The organism is Peribacillus sp. NPDC058002 (assembly GCF_042886655.1).
GTDB lineage: Bacteria > Bacillota > Bacilli > Bacillales > DSM-1321 > Peribacillus > Peribacillus aracenensis.
This window is the reverse complement of record NZ_JBHVQU010000007.1, coordinates 1-19,166: the sequence shown is the minus strand read 5'-3', so window position 1 is coordinate 19,166 and position 19,166 is coordinate 1. Positions and strand designations below refer to the sequence as shown.

The window sequence follows — 19,166 nt, the reverse complement described above, 5'->3', positions numbered from 1 at the left end:
CGTCGGAATCATTGATAGATTTCCCCGTCCGTTTTCCTGAATTCATTCGCTTTTTCTTTAAGCCCTTCATCGATTACCGACTCAAAACCCAGACCCTTTTCCTTCGCCAGATCACGGATGTCCTGGGAGATTCTCATACTGCAGAATTTCGGGCCGCACATTGAACAGAAATGGGCTGTTTTGGCACCTTCAGCCGGTAGAGTTTCATCATGATATTCGACCGCCCTTTCAGGATCGAGGGAAAGATTGAATTGATCTCTCCAACGAAATTCGAATCTAGCCTTCGAAAGGGCATCATCCCGTTTTCTTGCATGCGGATGGCCTTTAGCAAGGTCAGCTGCGTGGGCCGCAATTTTATAAGTTATGACCCCTACCCGAACATCCTCTTTATTCGGAAGTCCCAAATGCTCTTTCGGTGTCACATAACAAAGCATGGCAGTTCCAAACCATCCAATCATGGCAGCACCAATCGCAGAAGTGATATGATCGTATCCAGGAGCTATATCCGTTGTCAATGGTCCCAGGGTATAGAATGGTGCTTCTTGACAGACTTCCAGCTGCTTATCCATATTTTCTTTAATCAAATGCATCGGTACGTGACCAGGTCCCTCCACCATGACTTGAACATCGTGCTTCCAAGCAATCTTCGTCAGTTCCCCAAGTGTTTCCAATTCAGCAAATTGTGCCTCATCGTTTGCATCTGCAATGGATCCAGGACGAAGGCCGTCACCTAATGAGAAAGAGACATCATACGCCTTCATGATTTCACAAATCTCTTCAAAGTGAGTATAGAGGAAACTTTCTTGGTGGTGGGCCAAGCACCATTGTGCCATGATGGAGCCCCCTCGGGAAACGATTCCCGTAACTCGCTTGGCTGTCATGGGGATGTATCGCAAAAGGACACCAGCGTGTATGGTGAAGTAATCGACACCTTGCTCAGCCTGCTCGATTAATGTATCCCGGAAAACTTCCCAATTTAAATCCTCCGCGACTCCATTCACTTTTTCCAATGCTTGATATATCGGAACCGTCCCAACTGGCACAGGTGAATTTCTGATAATCCATTCCCGGGTCGTGTGAATATTCTTCCCGGTGGAAAGATCCATTATATTGTCTGCACCCCATCGTGTAGCCCAAGTCATTTTCTCCACTTCAGCTTCGATCGATGAACTTACAGCCGAATTCCCAATATTCGCATTTATTTTCACATGAAAATTACGTCCGATGATCATGGGCTCACTTTCAGGATGGTTAATATTTGCCGGAATGATAGCCCGCCCGCTAGCTACCTCTTCTCTTACAAACTCAGGGGCCACATTTTCCCTGATCGAAATGAACTCCATTTCTGGAGTAATGATACCTTTACGGGCATAATGGAGCTGGGTCACGTTTTGCCCTTTCACTGCACGCAATGGTTTTCTTTTCAAACCCGGAAAAACTTCGGCATTGGATTGTGACTCAACTTTTTTATACCCGTTATCTTCGGGCTTTATTTCACGGCCATCATACTCTTCAACAACTTCCCGTTCCAGAACCCAGCTTCGTCTAATCGGGGCCAGACCTTTACGAATATCAATGGGATAATCTGAATCCGTATAAAAACCGCTTGTGTCATAAACTCGTAAAGGCGGATTCTCTTCTTCTCCAAATGACCCTGTAGTCGGACTTAGCTTAATTTCACGCATAGGTACTTTAATATCAGGTCTAGACCCTTCAGCATACACTTTTTTACTCCCGGCAAAACTGGACATAATTGAAACGTTCATGTCATTTACAGAATTACTCATCATGATTTCATTTCTCCTTTTTAAGTTCATTTAAAAAGGACAAAATCCAATCCATTTCGCACGAAAAAGCCAGATCTCATATTTAAGACCCGGCTAACGTTAGTATGACTACAGAAATGACCAATTGAAATGTCATTGTTTAGTAGATTCTAACTTCCCCACGCTGGTATGAACCAGATCAGGTCCTGAGGGTTAAGAAGCTTAAGCGCTTCTCTCTCAGCCCAACTTTTATTGGACACCCCTAGTCTGAATAATTTAATTGATTACAGGGTAACTATATATCACCCTTTTCATTCTGTAAATAATTTGAAAGACCTAATATTTTCATTACAACTCTCCAAAATCTGTTATTTGGAGAGTGCCATTAATTAATTCCCCAAGCTCTCAAGAATTGGGTAAAGCTCCTCTAAATGCTTGATTTCATAGGTCGGAATCACTTCATTCCGTTCCTTATCATGGCGATTTATCCAAACTGACTTTATGCCTACCCGTGATGCTCCAAGGATATCGGTCATTAAATTGTCTCCGACCATCAATACTTCATCCTTATCAAGCTCCATGATTTCCAAAGCATGCTCAAAAATGGAGGCATCTGGTTTACCTCGTCCAAAAGCGCCTGAAATCACGATTTGGTCGAAATAAGGAACCAGTTCAGGGGTAATTTCAAGTTTGGTATTTTGCAGTTCAGGAGATCCATTCGTAAGCAATAGCAATTTGTACTTCCCTTTTAATTCATCGAGAACACGGAAGGTCTCTTCATAGATAAATGGCTTTTTGCGTCTCTCGGCCGGGAAACGTTCTGCCAGTTCAAGCCCGAATTCCTGATCATCGATCCCTAATGCCTTCAAACCTCTCGTCCACGCTTCTTTCCGATAAGCCGGTGCAATCCCGGCCATCTTCCGGAATTCATCATGATCATCCTGAAAGTTTCCCCATAATCCCTCAAATGGGTTGATTCCGATCATTTGAGTGAATGCATATGTATCGTAAGAAGAATAAAGCTCACGTGCTTCCTTTCGCACAGCCTCTTCAAACTCGACGACATTCAGGCCATATTTCTCCTTAGCCACTTCGCATGTGGCCACAAAAGCCTCTTTTACACTTTTCTGATCCCAAAGTAATGTATCATCTAAATCAAAAAAAACTGCCTTCAGCAAAATGTCCACCCCTCTTCCCCTATTATTGAATTCGTAGAAATTACACTATTACAATAATAAACCACAACCAATAAAAAAAGAATAACTATTCGGAAAATGCCTTCCTCTTTCTTAAAATAAGCAAAAATGACTTACCCCTTCTGGTAGGAAACCTAATATAGTCCCTTTATCATCTTTTAAATACATAAAGCTTTCCATTACTGGCAATCTTGAACTTTGGACCATTAAACCCCCGTCGTATCAGCTCTTTCCTCATATATACCATGAGGGCGGCATGACTCACGATCAGAACATCCCTGTCCCCCTTTGCTAAGACCTCATCCAATACTTTATTGATCCTTCGCTCAGCGATCTTAATTTCCGCCCTTGTCTGCTTGTTGATTACCGAGCAGCAGCGGATCCAGATTGCCCAAAGGATGAACGGCAGCTTAACCTTTCCTTTAAGTGGAGGGGAAGGTATTTCCCGCAGCTCCTCCATCCGATGAACCGTACCTGGATAGATATGTTCCGCTGTCTTGACAGCTCTCGACATATCACTGCAATAACATTCCTGCCATTCCTCCACACCAAACAAAGTCGTTCCGTAAATGATATCCGCTGCATCATAGTCCTCAAACCATTGCCTCATATCATCCGCCGTAACAGGTCTCCCAGTGGGAAATTCATGTGCCACCTTAAAATGCCGTACCAAACCAATTTTCATATATTCTCCTTTTTAACTTTTAAAATATACATTTCGTTTTCTTGTAAAAGTCCTTATCAATATATTACCCTATGTAAAACCATAAAAATATGTATGGTGCACCATAAAAAACCTTACTGATCTCTTCTTGACATTGTGTATGTCTAAAAACTCTTACGGATTGTCTCACTATCAGCATTTGATTATGATGGCATCAAAAAAAGAGAAAGCATTTCGCCTTCTCCAGTTTTGGTTTATTCTATGAATTGAAGTTCCGTTATCGTACATCTTTTCCTGAATTTATATTTCCCGCTCAAATCACTGAATTGATAATCATTGAGGGATTTCCCCAGTTGTTCCTTTAGCTTATCCACAGTGATTGATTCCTCTATTATCTCTTTCCAATTTTCCTTTCCTATTAACTCTTCGAACGGAATTGTAGCCAGGACTTCATCATATATCTGGATACTTTGATCGATGCCGAAGCTGCCATAGATACTGCCATTTTCATCAGCAAAGATATGCTCCGATTCCAATTCTTCCACCAATACTTCTAGATATTCCTTTGACTTAACAGGCTTAATGGCAATCTCTGCTTCCGCCGTTACAGGTCCCAATCTCTTATCGACGATCTCTATCGTCAATTTAACGTGAACAGGCGGATACCCAAACCCTTCACAAAGTTCTGCTGCCGAATTATATACCATCCATACATCCTCCTTTTGTCACTATCATTATATAATAAAAATACTCCATCTCATTACCCAAAACCCTTATTCAAGTTCACTTGGCAATGCATCTAATTATTAAATCAACTCTTCTTTTTGAGTCATATGCTCCTTCATCATCTGAAGGGTCAATCGTAACATTTCCGAAAAAATCAGTGTAATCCTGATTTCTTCCGTTCAAAGGCATAATTACCATTCATATTTCACACCCATTTTATACGTTTATCCATAATACACCATTACCTATTTGCGAACATATCCAAAAATTCCAATGCATCTCCATGCATTGGAATTTTTATAAGCTTAAGATTAAGGCTTTAACACCACTTTAATGCATTCATCTTCGTGATCGTTAAAAATTTGATAAGCTTCACTCGCTTTTTCGAGAGGGACTTTATGAGATATGATTTCCGTAGGGTCGAACTTTCCATCCGTGATTTCATCAAAAAGTTTTGGCATGTAGTGAATGACTGGTGCTTGCCCCATTTTCAGGTTAATGTTCCTTTCAAATAAATTGCCTAATGGGAACATATTATATTTGGATCCGTATACGCCAGTCAGTTGGATCGTACCGAATTTACGTACGGCGTTAAGTGCAATCTCGATCGCGCTTAACGTTCCGCCCTGAAGTTTCAGCTTTTGCTCAATCGCCTCGATCGTTGATTTCTTGCCATCCATCCCCACACAATCGATGACCACATCGGCCCCGCCTGAAGTGATTTCCTTAATGTAGCTGCCCATATCGTTATACTCGTCGAAGTTATACGCCTCAACCTTATTCATCTGTTTTGCCTTATTGAGCCTATAAGGAAGATTGTCGATTGCAATGACCCTTTTTGCGCCTTTCATCCAAGCGAACTTCTGAGCCATCAAGCCAATCGGCCCACAGCCAAGTACCGCTACCGTATCATCTTTCTTGACGCCAGCATTCTCTACACTCCAATATGCGGTTGGCAGCACATCGGACATGAACAATAGTGCTTCATCTTCAAGTTCACATGACTTTGGTATGACAAACGGCATGAAGTTTCCATATGGGACCCTTAAATATTCTGCCTGCCCGCCTGGATAGTTCCCATATCGTTCCGTAAAACCAAAGTATCCGCCTGTATCCACCGCTTCATTTGGGTTGGAATTATCACATTGGCTCTCCATATCATGTTCACAATAATAACAGTGCCCACAAGATATGTTAAAAGGCAGGACAACCCTGTCCCCTTTTTTCACCTTCGTTACTTCCGGACCCACTTCTTCAACGATGCCCATCGGTTCATGGCCAATGACATAATCCTTATGCGTGGGCAAAGCACCCTGATATATATGGAGATCGGATCCGCAAATAGCCGTTGAAGTCACTCGTACGATGATATCATCCTTTTGCTGCAGTTTCGGATCTTCAACTTGTTTTACCTGTATCTCTTTTGCTCCTTGAAAAGTGACAGCTTTCATAATCAACCTCCTAAAATATTTTTAATACATTTGATATACCCGTCAAAAACTACCGCTAAGCCTAAGACCACCCAATTTGCCCTTCAATACAAAAAAAGCCCCGGAAAAACCGGGACTCACATATAAAGCAATTATTTAGTAACCTTATAAATTCCCATTTTCATTGTGACTATCATGTTTGTACTCTCTTAGTACCTCGCTGAATACATCAGGATAATTAGTGAACAGCCCCGTTGCACCCCATTCAAGAGCCTTTTTCATATCCGCTCTATCATTTACTGTATATGGATGGAATTGAAGGTCATGACTGCGAACCATCTTCACATATTGTCCGTCAACCTTATTGAAGTTCGGGCCAACGCCAATTGCATATTCCTTAACGGATTTCAATTCTTCATCGGAAATGGTTGCTGGGTTCTTATAAGAATAGAGTTGTACAAGCGGTAACTTTGGATTCATGTCATGAACCTTCATAAGGCTTTCTTTACTGAACGATTGTATTAATACATTCTTGGTACGGCCTTTTGAATCCACCATTTTATATTCTTCGAGAACCTGCAGAAGTTCTTCTTCCATTCCTGGATATACTTCAGGTGACTTTGTTTCGATATAGTAATTGGCCTGCTTTCCGAACTTCTTAAAGACTTCTTCAAGAGTGGGAACCTTTACCCCCTCATATACCTCTTTTGCCAATTGCGGATATTGTTCATTGAACCATGAACCGGCATCCAGTTTCTTGATTTCTGCCAGCGTTAAATCCTTCACCAGACCTGTACCATTCGTTGTACGATCCACCTTTTCATCATGCATGGCTATCAATCTTCCATCCTTGGTCATCTGAAGATCGATTTCTATGTAGTCACCTTTCATTTGTTCTCCCAATTGATAAGCGGGAATGGTATGTTCAGGTACATGGCCAGAAGCTCCCCGATGTGCAATATTCACGATTTTCTTCTCATAAATAGATGAATTGGAATGACTTCCATTTGCAGCTGATGCCCCCATGGAAGTAGCTTGCAATATAAAGGCCGCACTCATCATACAAAAGCCGAATTTCTTTATATTCGTTTTCATTTTCCCTCTCCCCCTCCTATTATTACCATCATTTTAGAAGGGGAATGTGAATCTACAGCTAATATAATGTAAAGAAATCATATTTTAGTAAAAATGAGTAAAATAACCTATCAAACAATTACCCCCGTGCATTCATAAATCCGCTAAAAGCCTCTTTTTCTAAAAAAATCATAAATGAAAAATGTGCTAAACATGGATACTGGTAATCCAATAAGAAAATATAAAAAGTTTCTTGGCATGTACATATTGAAATAGTAGAAAAAAACAGTCACCCAAATACAAACAGCCAAATATTTCCAAAATCTCATTACTTAACTCCATTCTTCGCGGTCTTTAACGATTTCTTTATCGTTCATCCCCAATAGGGCTTGTCCTTTAAGTCTTACACATCCATACTAAACCAAAAACAAACCCAATAAAACCCATATATTAGATCAGATGTGCCAATGTTGACATACTAAGTGCGCATGGATAGATATGTTCCTAACTCCTTGACCTCCCCTTCCGGTACTATATAGAAAAACTATCGATGGCAACACCTATCTTTTTCTGATTTACAAAAAACTAGTATCATATTACTATTAAACAAACAAACAGAATATTAATATTAAGGGGAATTATGTTAAAAAATTATCAATATTATCAAAACAAACACCGATTTATACTGAAAGCATTCATGGCAATGATATCCCTTTTACTATTAGTTGGGATTTCTGTATCACCTATAAGTTGGAAAGATAATCCCTACGCGATGATATTGCAGGTCATTTTAATATCGGGGATGATAATTTCTCTGTTATTTTACTTAAAAACTGAAGTCAATTTTTATAAAACCCTATTCATTTTCTTAATTACTGTTTATTTATATGGGAAATTCTTGATCTTCCCAGATACCGCAATCATGTTGGCTTTATTTGCTTTAGCACCCTTGATTCCCATTTTTCTCTTTGATAAAATCGGGTTTTATATTGTCGCCACTTTAAATTTCATATTAGGTCCCGCTTCCATCTTGATCATTTCAAAAACAGATCTTCAAAATACTTATGAATATGTCGCTTTGGATAGTTTCGGCAACACGCTTAATTTCATCGCCATACAAATCATATTGGTATTCGTATTCATAGGAACCAATAATAGGGTGGAATCCACGAATGCATTTCACAAGGAAATACAGCAGGCCAAGCAACTGAACTCAATCGGACAGCTCGCTGCCACCATTGCACATGAGATACGTAATCCGATTACAGTCGTGAAAGGGTTTGCCCAGTTATTAGATCAAGAGAAGGAACTGAATGAAACGGAAAAATTTTATGTACAGACCATGCTCACAGAACTCGAATATACACAAGTGATAATCAATGATTATTTGTCTTTGGCAAAACCGCAAACGGATAATGTAGAGGTCATTCCTTTAAATTTCGAGATCCAAAAGATTTCCGATCTATTAACGAGTTTCGCCAATAATCAAAACATAGGCTTTCTCTTGGATTTCCGTGACGACCTGCACATTAACATGAATCCCATCGAGCTTAAACAGATACTGGTCAATATCATAAAAAACGGAATTGAGTCAATGAACGATCCCGGATTCATCAAAGTGGAAACAGAGCAGGAAGGCACTATGGCAAAAATTCGAATAACGGATACAGGAATGGGCCTCTCCAAAAAACAGCTTGAAATACTCGGTACCCCTTTTTATTCGCTTAAAGACAGGGGAACAGGTATCGGACTGACCGTTTGTTATTCCATCATTCAAAAATACAAGGGGAAAATCGTGGTGCAGAGCGAATTGAACAAAGGAACATCTTTCACCATTTATTTACCCTTACATAGAGAAATAGATTAAACAAACATTACCAAACAAGAAAAAGGATGACCTCCCAAAACCGGGCGGTCATCCTTTTCAATTAGGCTTTAAAACTATCTTGCCATTTCAGTAAATGATTTTCTAAAAAGCGGACAAACGAATCGGAGATTTTGCCAGCGAGGGCAAAAATGATGATGCCTACGAATACGACGTCCGTCTGCATGAATGAACGGGCATCCTGAATCATGAAGCCCACCCCTCTATCCGCACCCAACAATTCAGCTACGACCAGGCACATCCAAGCCGCACTTAAGGCTAAACGGATACCAAGCAATATGTTTGGCAAAGCTGCCGGAATCATGAGCTTCGTTATTTGTTCCAGACGGCTAAACTCTAAGATTCTGGCAACATCGTATAGTTTTTTATCCACATTCCGAAGGCCCAAAAAAGTTTGTAAATATAGAGGAAAAAAAGCACCTAAAGCAATAAGCAGCACTTTGGATAGTTCACCAAACCCGAACCACATAATGAATAAAGGGGTAATCGCAAGTAAAGGAACCGTTCGTAACATTTGAATGCTCGGATTAAGATATTCTTCGGATTTTTTTTGCATGCCCACGATGACTCCTAGCAATAAGCCTAAAAAACCACCTAATACAAAGCCAAGAAGAGCCCGCGTTAAACTGATTTGTAAATGCATGCCCATTTCCCCTGACCGAACGAGATCTATGAAAGTCGTGACGATCAATAAAGGAGATGAGAATAATTGGGCAGGCAGGATGCCAACCGAACCTAATGATTGCCATGCAATCAACACGACAACGGGAAGGAACGAACCCCGCAATGCTGATTTGGCAAGTTGGGATTGTTTTTTCGTTTTCCTTATGACAAGCGACTTGTTTTGAGCAACGGTCTGCGTAGACATATTTTTCATCCTTCCTTTTTTCAAAAATTAATTAAATGCTCCAATCTTCCCTTTCTTCCGGATGATGATCAAGTTGGGTTAAAATGACGGTCCTGAATTCCTGAAACGCTTTGCTTGTTCGAAATCTTGGATATGGTAAATCAATTGGAACGATAGCTTTAATCCGTCCAGGCTTTGCCTCCATGACTACCACTTTGCTCGATAAAAAGATGGATTCATCAATATCATGGGTGACAAGCACCATCGTTGTCATATTCCTCTCCCATATTTCTAGTAAAGCCTCTTGAAGATGCGTTCTCGTGAAGGCATCCAATGCACCGAATGGCTCATCCAGCAATAAAACTTCAGGATTACGTAATAAGGCCCTGGCAATGGCAACACGCTGCGACATTCCACCGGATAATTGGCGTGGATACGCCTTTTCAAATCCTTTTAGCTTAACAAGTGAAATTAAATCATCCACTCTTTTTCTGATGTCCGTTTTTTTTAATGGAAGGTTACCTGCAATATTTTTCTCTACATTCAGCCATGGAAATAAGCGGTGCTCCTGAAAAATGAAACCACGGTCTTTAGAAGGGGCGCTAACAGGATGATCCCCTGCTATGATCGTGCCGTCAAAGTCTGAATCAAGTCCTGCGATCAGCTTTAATAATGTGCTTTTCCCGCAGCCGCTCGGACCAATGATGGTGACGAACTCACCATTTTTGACGTGCAGATTTAAATTATCCAAAACATGGACACTTTCATTATCATTCTTAAATGTTTTGCTTACATGATTCATTTCTAACGTCGCTACCAATAACCTCACCCTTTCTCAAATAAAAAAAATAGAGATCCAGCAATAAGGCACATATTGTCCCTTTGCTGAATCTCTAGTTAACTAGTCGATTCAATATTTCATTTTATATTAACTTATCGATTATTTATAATCAACACTCAATACCAATTTATTTTATCGGATTAATTAAAAATAGTAATTGACAGATTATTCTAACACCTGCTAAGATGCATTCATACACAAATCCGCTTCACAAAAAACCAATAAAATATAGGTCATGTGAATCAACTGGACTACCGGAGATTCAATGAAGAGTAACCCTGCATACTCTTCGTTGAATCTCTTTTTGTCATTAATCTGACTATCCAGATGTGGTAAGTGTAATAAAAAGGAGGGAATTCATGAAGGAATACCGTAACAAGTTAACCTCCGTATTGCTTGCCATCATTAGCATTGCTGTATTGGCAGGTTGCAATTCCGATGCCGGCAAGGCTTCCGGGAAAAGTGATCCACTTAAAGTTCATATTGCCTTAAATGGCAAGATGGGGCCTTTGGTCATTGCAAAGGAAAAGGGATTGTTCGACGAAGAGTTTTCTAAACTGGATGCCCAAATCGAGTGGAGTGAATTCCCGAGTGGTCCCCCGCTTTTGGAATCCCTCGCTTCCAATCGGGTTGACCTATCTTTTTTAGGGGATGGTGCACTGATTGCCGGAATTGATAAGAATCTGCCATTTGAAGTGATTGCACAAACAGGTCGAGGTGAGTCATCTGTCCGGATCCTGGCTCAGCCAGATGGAGACATTAAGAAGATTGAAGACTTAAAGGGAAAAACAGTCGGTGTTGCCTCCGGGACAACAGGTCATGTGTATTTAATCAAGGCATTGAAAGCACATGGTTTAACGATTGATGATATTAAACTCATCAATTTACAACCGGATGATGCCCAATCCGCTTTTGAAACCAAACAATTGGACGCCTGGGCGATTTGGAACCCTTATTACCTTAATAATATTGAAAAAAGGAATGCAGTCGCACTTAAAGTAAAAGAAAAAATATTAGCTCCTGGTGCAATCATTGCACGTAACGAATTTGCAAAAGCACATCCTGAAATTGTCGAGGCCTATTTAAAGGTTTATAAAAAAGCTGCCGATTGGCAAATTGCAAATCCAGATGAAGCCTCTGAAATTTATTCTAAAGAAACTAAATTGCCTGTGAGCACAGTCAAGAAAATAATAACGGCTGAAGAACCAAATATCTACTTTACCGATGATGCCATCAAGGCACAACAAGAATCAATCGATACTTTAGCTGGTGTGGGTTATATCAAGAAATCATTTAATTTTAAAAACCAGATCCACAATGAATACATTGATGCAGCCTTTAAAAAATAAAGAAAAACATACCTTATAGGAGGAGATTGACTATGACGGAAACTAAAACACAACAATTAAAAGTGGTACCCGTAGCAGGAAGGATTGGTGCGGAAATTCAAGGAGTCCAATTAAGCGGAGACTTGGATTTAGCTATTTTCAATGAAATCAAACAAGCGTTAAACGATCATAAAGTCGTATTCTTCAAGGGTCAAAATCATTTGGACGATGCCAGCCAAGAGGCATTTGCCAAACTATTGGGTGAACCTTATGCGCATCCTACAGTACCGGTCAAAGACAACACTAACTATATTTTCGAACTTGATTCCGAACGGGGTGCTAAAGCAAACCATTGGCATACTGATGTCACTTTTGTTCCAGAGGTCCCCAAATACTCTGTTTTAAGAGGTGTAACCATCCCTGATGTTGGCGGCGATACAGTATGGGCAAATACGAATAAAGCATATGAGGACCTGCCTGAGGGATTGAAGAATTTAGCGGATGAACTATGGGCGATCCATACAAATGAATATGATTATGCACAATTCAAACCAGCCGAAAACATTGATGATGAAGTTAAAAAGAAATATCGTGATATATTCGAATCGACCATTTATAAAACAAGGCACCCAGTCGTTCACGTGCACGCAGAAACCGGAAAAAGACATTTATTATTAGGTGGCTTTGCCGGCAGAGTGGAAGGATATACAACAAGTGAATCTGAAAGATTATTAAGCATCTTCGATTCATACGTCACGCGCTTGGAAAATACCGTGCGTTGGCAATGGAGTGAAGGGGACGTGGTCATTTGGGATAACCTAGCCACGCAGCATTACGCTATTGCCGATTACGGGGACCAGCACCGCGTCGTTCGCAGGGTCACAGTAGGAAAAGACGTTCCCGTAAACAAGGAGAACGAATCTAGCAAACTAATTATTAAGAAATAAAACTCATGTATGGAATGTAAGGTTCCATTACTTGGATGCCTCATAAGCGAAAGACCGAATTGTAAGGTAAAAAAGAAACTGCCGATTAGATATCGACAGTTTCTTTTCGTTTTCATCCAGCTTATTTTTGACCTCACTGAGGGCGTTTTTATCAGGATTAATTATCCTGAACGATTATTTCATCGATTATACCGTAATCCTTCGCCTCTATTGCGCTTAAGAAGTAATCACGATCGGTGTCCTTCGCCACCTTTTCGATAGGCTGCCCAGTCCTTTCCGAGATGATTTGATTGATATGATCCTTTAGTTTCAAAATCCTTCGGGCAGAAATTTCAATTTCCGTGGCTTGCCCCCTCGCCCCACCAAGCGGTTGATGAAGCATGATTTCACTATTTGGCAAAGCGCACCGTTTCCCTTTCGTACCTGCCAATAAAAGCATGGCACCGAATGATGCAGCCATCCCCGTACATACAGTCCGGATATCAGGCTTAATATATTGCATCGTATCATAAATGGCGAAACCGGCACTGGTCGATCCCCCCGGACTGTTTATGAAAATGGTAATTTCCTTCTCAGGTGCATCTGCTGCCAAGAATAACAATTGGGCAACCACACTATTGGCTAAATGATCGGTGATTTCTTCCCCAATCATGATGATACGGTCTTTTAGAAGTCTGGAATAAATATCATACGAGCGCTCACCCTTGCCTGATTGCTCAATTACATATGGAATTGTCGTCATATCTCTTCTTCCTCCTAACAATGATATTGGCTATGCTGCCATTGAGAGTGTGTTTGAAGGAGTGAAGCTTGATTTGGAAAGAATCGAACGATTCATCAGTTTAGGAATCATCGATTCACTGTTCAGGGATTTGAAAGATGGGATGCTTCTAATGAGGATATCAGGATTCTGGGCTTTTAAAGCCTGTGTCATCAGGGACATGAGCCGCTGTTCCTCATCATCTAGCCAATCTTCCACACCAGACAACTTACGCTCTTCAGCCTCATCTGCAAAACGTTTTTTCACACGGTTCAAGATTGCCTTTACAGCCGTTTCTGTCGTGTGCAAATATTCTGATATTTCTTTTGACCGATAGAGGAATCCTTCCTTTAACAGGAAAACAACAGCTTGTTTCGGGGTAAGTGACTTCATTATATATTCAACAGTTTCAAAGGCATTTTCCCCAACTGATCCCTGTTGTTCGGTATCCAACAGTTCGTCTAATGATTCTTTTTTTCTTTTTCGTATTGTATCAATCCAGGAATGGCGGGCTATCGTTTTCAATAAAGCCGTTGTTATCTCGGTTTTCTTACCATAGCCCTGCATTGCCTTCAATACCGTTTCCTGTGCCAAATCATCCCCATCCCAATTATTTTGGGTCAGGAATCGGCAAAACCGAAGCAATTCAGGATAGACTTCACGCAAAATCGCACCGTTATCCTTTTCTTCAGAAATATCTTCCCTTAACTTATTTATCATTTTTCTCACTCCTTCAACACCCTCTATCCTATAAACGTTTCAGAAAGTGAAAAAGATATGGGGGTGGAAAATTTCCCTACATTCTTCATAATATTCTATTCCATTCTTTCCATTGGATTTCCTTTCATACTAAAAACCTGTTTGGTCAAGATCCAAACAGGCTAATGTCAATGTTCTATATGCAACAAATATGCCCTCCCCCTGTGTACCCGTTCGTCACCAATCATTTCGGCGAAACCTTATTTTCCAAAACACTTATATTCCCGTGAATTCCGCTCCGTTCCATTAAGCCAACCAGCTTTTGGATGTCCCCCGCTCACGGAAATGTTCGGCTATATGTCCTTACCTTTTTGCTAAACCCTGATGTCCAGAATCCTTGTTGTCCTGAACTTCAAATTTACGGTTGTTCCATAGGAACTCTGCTGCTATTCCAAGTGTTCAATGCATTCAACCGTATATTCGCTAGGTTCCAGAACGTCTTCTTCAATACCAAACCAACTGGAGGTGCGATTCTCATTAGCGCTATCTTTACAATAGTTCACCAAAGAACCTGCTGGCTTCTCTTCTTGATCGCTCATCTCTTCAAAATTAACGGATTGCTCGTTATGACGCCCGCCGCTGTCTGTCTTTTCCTTCTCCAAGTCTGCGAACATGAACATACAGTAAAAAACCGCAACCATTATTGCCATAGTAAACACCCTTGACATTAAAGGCAGTAACTTTTTCAATATAACTAAACCTCTCTTCATGTTGGTTACCCCAATCCTGTTAAAGCATAATAAATTCAGAATGAATTAATTCATCTATTAAATATCCATCAAAACGTCAGTTTAGAAGAATATTCCTATAGATTCATTATATCAAGTTCCAGAAGTTTTTAATGCCATTGTTCTGCCTAAAACGAATAAACAACTAAAATTCTCCTAACCGTGGACAGTCCAAAAAATATCAATAGACCCATCACATTGACTTCCATCCTTTTCAAGTGTTACTCTTAAATTAATAAAAAAGTATACATTCAAAATACTGATTCCATTAGCATGAAATAAGGGTGATCTCATATGCCAAAAGAACATTTAATTGACGTTCAACCAATCAGATCATTGGAAAAATTAGATGATATGAAATGGTCACTGAAGAGACATTGCAGCGAGAGAGACTACATATTGTTTCTGTTAGGCATTAATACCGGCTTGCGTGTGTCTGATTTATTATCGCTGAAGATAAAGGACATTAAAGGTAAGATGGAGGTCATCATCAAGGAAGGCAAAACAAAAAAGCCAAGAATAATACAGCTTAATAATGTATGTAATGAATTGGCAGCCTATATAGCGACCATCGATGGTGAATGGCTATTCCCTTCACGCAAGGGCGATAAGCCAATTAGCAAGATACAGGCTTACAGACAGCTTAATAAAGCAGCGGACATGGTGGACATCGAGGGCGTCGGTACCCATACCATGCGGAAAACGTTCGGGTACTGGCACTATAAACGAAGTAAGGACCTTGCTGAATTACAAACGATCCTTAATCATTCACATCCTGAAGTTACACTAAAGTACATTGGGATTGCTGATGAAGGAACAGAGGACAGCTTAAATGATATTATGGGAGGACGGAAGAAATGTCACTGACTGAATACAATGCAAAATATGAATCCATCATTCGAAGCAATATTTCCGATAGGCAAAAGGCATTGAAATTAGCTGATTTAATGACCGATATGGAAGGCCACCTAAGAAATGACATCGGGGAACATCGAAATAAAGAGGTACATGCACTATATAAAAAAGTATCTCTCCTATCCAACTTGTTATGATCACCTTAAGACCCTTGCCGAATGTGCAGAGGTCCTTTTTTTGCCGTGAAATTGAGTGATTTGTTCCATTCAGGCTTTAGACTACTGTACCAATCGTATCTGATAGGCCTTTTCCTGTAGGACCACACCAAACAAACGAAAAAGCTCTTATTCCAAGCTTTATTCTCTCTCCTCTCTGACTTTCCTAAGCCAGACAACATCCGAATGAAAAATAACTTGATTAATATCATCGCCCCACCGCCAATGGTCAAGGTTTAAAAATTAAACATACTTAAAGAATACTTTTTCGCCATCATTTCCAAGATTTTTATCCCCGCTACGCTGTTCCCCTTCTCATCCAGCGCTGCACCATAAATTCCAATCCCACATTTTCCGGGAACGGCCCCCATGATTCCCCCTGACACACCGCTTTTTGCCGGTATGCCAACATTGATGGCAAATTCACCTGATGCGTTATACATGCCGCAAGTGACCATGAATGTCTTGCAAATACGGGCAATATCCCCGGGAATGATTTGCTTTCCCGTCAACAAATCTTTCCCATTCATGGCCAGCACACAGCCTATCCTCGCCAAATCCTTACTATTCATTTCAATGGCACACTGCTTCGAGTACAATTCGATTAAGTCCTCCACATCCTCATTTATTAAATTATGCTGCTTTAAAAAATAGCTTAACGACCTATTTAAGTCTGCTGTATTGTATTCTGACCGGGCTACATCTTCATTAAAACCAATCGTGGGATTTTGCGTCATTTCACGGATAAAATCTAAAATACGCTGAAATCGTTCATTCACACTATCACCTGCGATCATGTGGGTCACAGTCAATGCTCCTGCATTGATCATCGGATTTAACGGTTTGGATGGCTTGTTTGTCTCTAACTTGGCAATCGAATTGAAAGGGTCACCGGTGGGTTCCTTTCCTACATAGGAAAAGACATATTCCCCCCCTTTTTCCATTAATACAAGAGCAAGTGTCAAAACTTTTGATATGCTTTGCAGTGTCATTTTCCCACTTACATCCCCCGCACAATATCCTTTTCCGTCAGGATAGTAAATAGCAACAGATAAATCCCCAGGATTCGCCTTTTCAAGAGCCGGTATATAGTCTGCCACCTTTCCCAAATTTGTATATTCTTTTGCCTGATCTACCAGTTGCTGTAACTCGTCATTGGACCTGCATTGACATCCCATATTGTTCACAATTTGCCGCCCCTTAGAAAATTTATTATTTGTTGTGCACTTAAATAGTGGTTTTTTATTTATTACCATATTTCATTGATATTATTTAGAAAAAGTACGAAGCGGAAAATAAATAGAAGTAAGGTTAAAGGAGCTAATTTCCTAGTTGATAACGGGACTAGTGCATCATGTCTCAATTTGAACATTCTAACAACACAATAACACACTCCTATGCAGAACATGATTCTGCATTGCTTTGGTGGTGTTAAAGACAAAGAAAAACAACAACATATACAGGCAACAGTCAAGCAGTAAGACAGCTAAGCTAACGCCATGTAAAAAAATCAGGAGCAACTTCCCTGATCTTTAAAGAAGATCTAATTGAAAAAAGAAGGAATTAGACGCTCTCAGACGGAAATATAGACCCTACGAATATTATTAAGCTTTCATTTGTCTTTCACACTTGATGGAAAGTAGGAAAAGCCATGGGAAAATCGAATACTTTACAAGAAATCTATAGCGCCAACCGTCCAGAAAATAATGAACTTTTCCGAGCGATACAACAGCATCTGCAAATGAAGCATCCAGACAAACGAATGACAGCTACGAGAACATTGCAAATAATTGTGGCTGATAGTGTTTCATTCGGAGAGCTGCGTAATTTGGAAGCCCGCCTTCTTCACAGTCAATAAGGATCTGTTGTTTTATAAGCCCTTCGATAATTTTAAACACAGAAAGGAACTCATCAATGAAAGAATCTCTAAAAAAATTCTAAAACATTCGTCTTAATCGTGCCACTTGTGACATTGGCTTTTTGATGCTCAACCAAATCTAGTAATCTAGCTTAAATCAACATGTCACATGTAAGTTGGTTCGTTTAGTAAACTCAGCAACATTCATTCCCAATCACTTTTGCCTTTGTAATAGCCTGTTTTCGTTTTACTCAATTTGAGTACGGATTTACTTTCAATTGGTGAGTTAAAATGCTCATAAGATAAAGATTGACAACATTTTTATCGTGACTCATACTAGAAATGAATTAATGACAGAATATTAAGAATAGTGGAGGGGTAAGTATGAATAAGATTTTTGTTCCTAACGCAATCACCACTTTAACAAATCTTTTCTACAATTCGACTACAATGAATGAGTATTTAGCGATGAGAACCGCTCAATTCTACATTGAAGACCTGAAGCTACTGCAAGACGTGGAAGCTGTTGCCCTGGCAATCGAAAATCAAAATGCTTTCGCTTTAATGTCTAAATTTAAATTATTTGATTATAAGGCTGCCGAAGAAATTGAAATCGCACTATCCTCTTCTGGCTATACGGAAGCGGAGCTAAATGCTATTAATATTGAAATCTAAATTTATTGTTTTGGAACGAATGGGAGAGTTAATGCTCTTTCCATTCGTTTTTTATTTTCATCATTAGAACAAACGTACTCTGTACTATTGCTGATCAAATAATTTTTAAATGGAGAATATTTCTTATCACTCCCCGCAATATCTGTGGCACCTGAATTCATGTATCGCCTTCATTCTTGAGTGATGAAAAATCAATGCACAATATCCCGCACATTATTTGTACATATGTTATAGTGCGGCATAAACACAAAAAAGCTTCACACAATTAAGTGTGAAGCTTTTTGTTTAGCGATTCTTCGCTATTCTTGATACCGGTGGCCGGGGTCGAACCGGCACTCCAGAGGAACACGATTTTGAGTCGTGCGCGTCTGCCAATTCCGCCACACCGGCATGTATGTTGGAGGCGGCAACCGGAATCGAACCGGTGGTAAAGGTTTTGCAGACCTCTGCCTTACCGCTTGGCTATGCCGCCAACGTTTTTGGAGCGAAAGACGGGATTCGAACCCGCGACCCCAACCTTGGCAAGGTTGTATTCTACCACTGAACTACTTTCGCATATGGCTGGGCTAGAAGGGATCGAACCTTCGCATGACGGAATCAAAATCCGTTGCC

At 40.2% G+C, this 19,166-nt stretch carries 20 protein-coding genes, 3 tRNA genes and 1 riboswitch; of the genes, 7 read left to right on the top strand and 16 right to left on the bottom strand.

The window, feature by feature from the left end; all coding sequences use genetic code 11:
- Positions 1 to 8: 8 nt before the first annotated feature.
- The 6 genes from thiC to ACFVSH_RS02890 form a co-directional block, all read right to left on the bottom strand.
- Positions 9 to 1,790: a phosphomethylpyrimidine synthase ThiC gene (gene thiC / locus ACFVSH_RS02915; RefSeq protein WP_387704802.1), complete on the bottom strand. Its 1,782-nt coding sequence runs from the start codon at positions 1,788 to 1,790 to the stop codon at positions 9 to 11.
- 135 nt (positions 1,791 to 1,925) lie between these two features.
- Positions 1,926 to 2,040: riboswitch (TPP riboswitch) on the bottom strand.
- Positions 2,041 to 2,155: 115 nt separating this feature from the next.
- Positions 2,156 to 2,944, bottom strand: coding sequence for an HAD family hydrolase (locus tag ACFVSH_RS02910; RefSeq protein ID WP_387597109.1), 789 nt, complete (start codon positions 2,942 to 2,944; stop codon positions 2,156 to 2,158).
- A gap of 169 nt (positions 2,945 to 3,113) precedes the next feature.
- Positions 3,114 to 3,647, bottom strand: coding sequence for a histidine phosphatase family protein (locus tag ACFVSH_RS02905; protein ID WP_260287316.1), 534 nt, complete (start codon positions 3,645 to 3,647; stop codon positions 3,114 to 3,116).
- Positions 3,648 to 3,880: 233 nt separating this feature from the next.
- Entirely contained in the window at positions 3,881 to 4,333 is a 453-nt protein-coding gene (locus tag ACFVSH_RS02900; RefSeq protein WP_387597112.1) for a hypothetical protein, read from the bottom strand.
- 330 nt (positions 4,334 to 4,663) lie between these two features.
- Positions 4,664 to 5,803, bottom strand: coding sequence for a zinc-dependent alcohol dehydrogenase (locus ACFVSH_RS02895; protein ID WP_387597115.1), 1,140 nt, complete (start codon positions 5,801 to 5,803; stop codon positions 4,664 to 4,666).
- 144 nt (positions 5,804 to 5,947) lie between these two features.
- Positions 5,948 to 6,877, bottom strand: coding sequence for a glycerophosphodiester phosphodiesterase (locus tag ACFVSH_RS02890; protein ID WP_387704800.1), 930 nt, complete (start codon positions 6,875 to 6,877; stop codon positions 5,948 to 5,950).
- Positions 6,878 to 7,496: 619 nt separating this feature from the next.
- Between ACFVSH_RS02890 and ACFVSH_RS02885 the strand changes: the two genes are divergently transcribed.
- Positions 7,497 to 8,723: an ATP-binding protein gene (locus ACFVSH_RS02885; protein WP_387704798.1), complete on the top strand. Its 1,227-nt coding sequence runs from the start codon at positions 7,497 to 7,499 to the stop codon at positions 8,721 to 8,723.
- 61 nt (positions 8,724 to 8,784) lie between these two features.
- Here ACFVSH_RS02885 and ACFVSH_RS02880 read toward each other — a convergent pair whose 3' ends face one another.
- Together ACFVSH_RS02880 and ACFVSH_RS02875 are read right to left on the bottom strand one after the other, a co-directional pair.
- Positions 8,785 to 9,618 carry an ABC transporter permease gene (locus ACFVSH_RS02880; protein WP_387597123.1) on the bottom strand — a complete coding sequence of 278 codons (834 nt, stop codon included), beginning with the start codon at positions 9,616 to 9,618 and terminating at the stop codon, positions 8,785 to 8,787.
- A 22-nt stretch (positions 9,619 to 9,640) separates the two neighbouring features.
- Positions 9,641 to 10,390, bottom strand: a complete 750-nt coding sequence (locus tag ACFVSH_RS02875) for an ABC transporter ATP-binding protein (RefSeq protein ID WP_387597188.1) — start codon at positions 10,388 to 10,390, stop codon at positions 9,641 to 9,643.
- Between the two features lie 398 nt (positions 10,391 to 10,788).
- Here ACFVSH_RS02875 and ACFVSH_RS02870 point away from each other — a divergent pair, with 398 nt between their 5' ends.
- Both ACFVSH_RS02870 and ACFVSH_RS02865 read left to right on the top strand, forming a co-directional pair.
- Positions 10,789 to 11,778 (top strand): aliphatic sulfonate ABC transporter substrate-binding protein, encoded by a 990-nt coding sequence (locus ACFVSH_RS02870; RefSeq protein ID WP_387704797.1) that lies wholly within the window; start codon positions 10,789 to 10,791, stop codon positions 11,776 to 11,778.
- A 32-nt stretch (positions 11,779 to 11,810) separates the two neighbouring features.
- Positions 11,811 to 12,704, top strand: a complete 894-nt coding sequence (locus tag ACFVSH_RS02865) for a TauD/TfdA dioxygenase family protein (protein WP_387597128.1) — start codon at positions 11,811 to 11,813, stop codon at positions 12,702 to 12,704.
- 157 nt (positions 12,705 to 12,861) lie between these two features.
- Here the strand turns inward: ACFVSH_RS02865 and clpP are convergent, their stop codons facing one another.
- From clpP to ACFVSH_RS02850, 3 genes are all read right to left on the bottom strand, one after another.
- Positions 12,862 to 13,446 carry an ATP-dependent Clp endopeptidase proteolytic subunit ClpP gene (clpP, locus tag ACFVSH_RS02860; RefSeq protein ID WP_098370859.1) on the bottom strand — a complete coding sequence of 195 codons (585 nt, stop codon included), beginning with the start codon at positions 13,444 to 13,446 and terminating at the stop codon, positions 12,862 to 12,864.
- A gap of 30 nt (positions 13,447 to 13,476) precedes the next feature.
- On the bottom strand, positions 13,477 to 14,184 hold the full coding sequence (locus ACFVSH_RS02855; protein WP_387597132.1) for a sigma-70 family RNA polymerase sigma factor: 708 nt from the start codon (positions 14,182 to 14,184) through the stop codon (positions 13,477 to 13,479).
- 425 nt (positions 14,185 to 14,609) lie between these two features.
- Positions 14,610 to 14,933: a hypothetical protein gene (locus tag ACFVSH_RS02850; RefSeq protein ID WP_387597135.1), complete on the bottom strand. Its 324-nt coding sequence runs from the start codon at positions 14,931 to 14,933 to the stop codon at positions 14,610 to 14,612.
- A 312-nt stretch (positions 14,934 to 15,245) separates the two neighbouring features.
- Here ACFVSH_RS02850 and ACFVSH_RS02845 point away from each other — a divergent pair, with 312 nt between their 5' ends.
- Both ACFVSH_RS02845 and ACFVSH_RS02840 read left to right on the top strand, forming a co-directional pair.
- The gene (locus ACFVSH_RS02845) at positions 15,246 to 15,818 is read left to right on the top strand and encodes a tyrosine-type recombinase/integrase (RefSeq protein ID WP_387704795.1); all 573 of its coding nucleotides are present in this window, start codon (positions 15,246 to 15,248) and stop codon (positions 15,816 to 15,818) included.
- Complete coding sequence (locus tag ACFVSH_RS02840; protein WP_192207901.1) at positions 15,809 to 16,003, top strand: hypothetical protein; 195 nt, start codon at positions 15,809 to 15,811, stop codon at positions 16,001 to 16,003. The genes ACFVSH_RS02845 and ACFVSH_RS02840 overlap by 10 nt, the downstream gene beginning before the upstream one ends.
- A gap of 254 nt (positions 16,004 to 16,257) precedes the next feature.
- Here the strand turns inward: ACFVSH_RS02840 and glsA are convergent, their stop codons facing one another.
- Positions 16,258 to 17,199: a glutaminase A gene (glsA, locus tag ACFVSH_RS02835; protein ID WP_387704842.1), complete on the bottom strand. Its 942-nt coding sequence runs from the start codon at positions 17,197 to 17,199 to the stop codon at positions 16,258 to 16,260.
- Between the two features lie 473 nt (positions 17,200 to 17,672).
- On the opposite strand from glsA, the gene ACFVSH_RS02830 reads away from it, so the two are divergent.
- Both ACFVSH_RS02830 and ACFVSH_RS02825 read left to right on the top strand, forming a co-directional pair.
- Positions 17,673 to 17,879: a hypothetical protein gene (locus ACFVSH_RS02830; protein WP_387704793.1), complete on the top strand. Its 207-nt coding sequence runs from the start codon at positions 17,673 to 17,675 to the stop codon at positions 17,877 to 17,879.
- Positions 17,880 to 18,263: 384 nt separating this feature from the next.
- The gene (locus ACFVSH_RS02825) at positions 18,264 to 18,554 is read left to right on the top strand and encodes a hypothetical protein (RefSeq protein ID WP_192207899.1); all 291 of its coding nucleotides are present in this window, start codon (positions 18,264 to 18,266) and stop codon (positions 18,552 to 18,554) included.
- A gap of 2 nt (positions 18,555 to 18,556) precedes the next feature.
- Here the strand turns inward: ACFVSH_RS02825 and ACFVSH_RS02820 are convergent, their stop codons facing one another.
- The 4 genes from ACFVSH_RS02820 to ACFVSH_RS02805 form a co-directional block, all read right to left on the bottom strand.
- Complete coding sequence (locus ACFVSH_RS02820) at positions 18,557 to 18,715, bottom strand: hypothetical protein (RefSeq protein ID WP_387597139.1); 159 nt, start codon at positions 18,713 to 18,715, stop codon at positions 18,557 to 18,559.
- A gap of 148 nt (positions 18,716 to 18,863) precedes the next feature.
- Positions 18,864 to 18,944: transfer RNA gene (locus ACFVSH_RS02815), tRNA-Leu, on the bottom strand.
- Between the two features lie 8 nt (positions 18,945 to 18,952).
- Positions 18,953 to 19,026: transfer RNA gene (locus tag ACFVSH_RS02810), tRNA-Cys, on the bottom strand.
- A gap of 8 nt (positions 19,027 to 19,034) precedes the next feature.
- Positions 19,035 to 19,109 (bottom strand) — tRNA-Gly (locus ACFVSH_RS02805).
- Between the last annotated feature and the right edge of the window lie 57 nt (positions 19,110 to 19,166).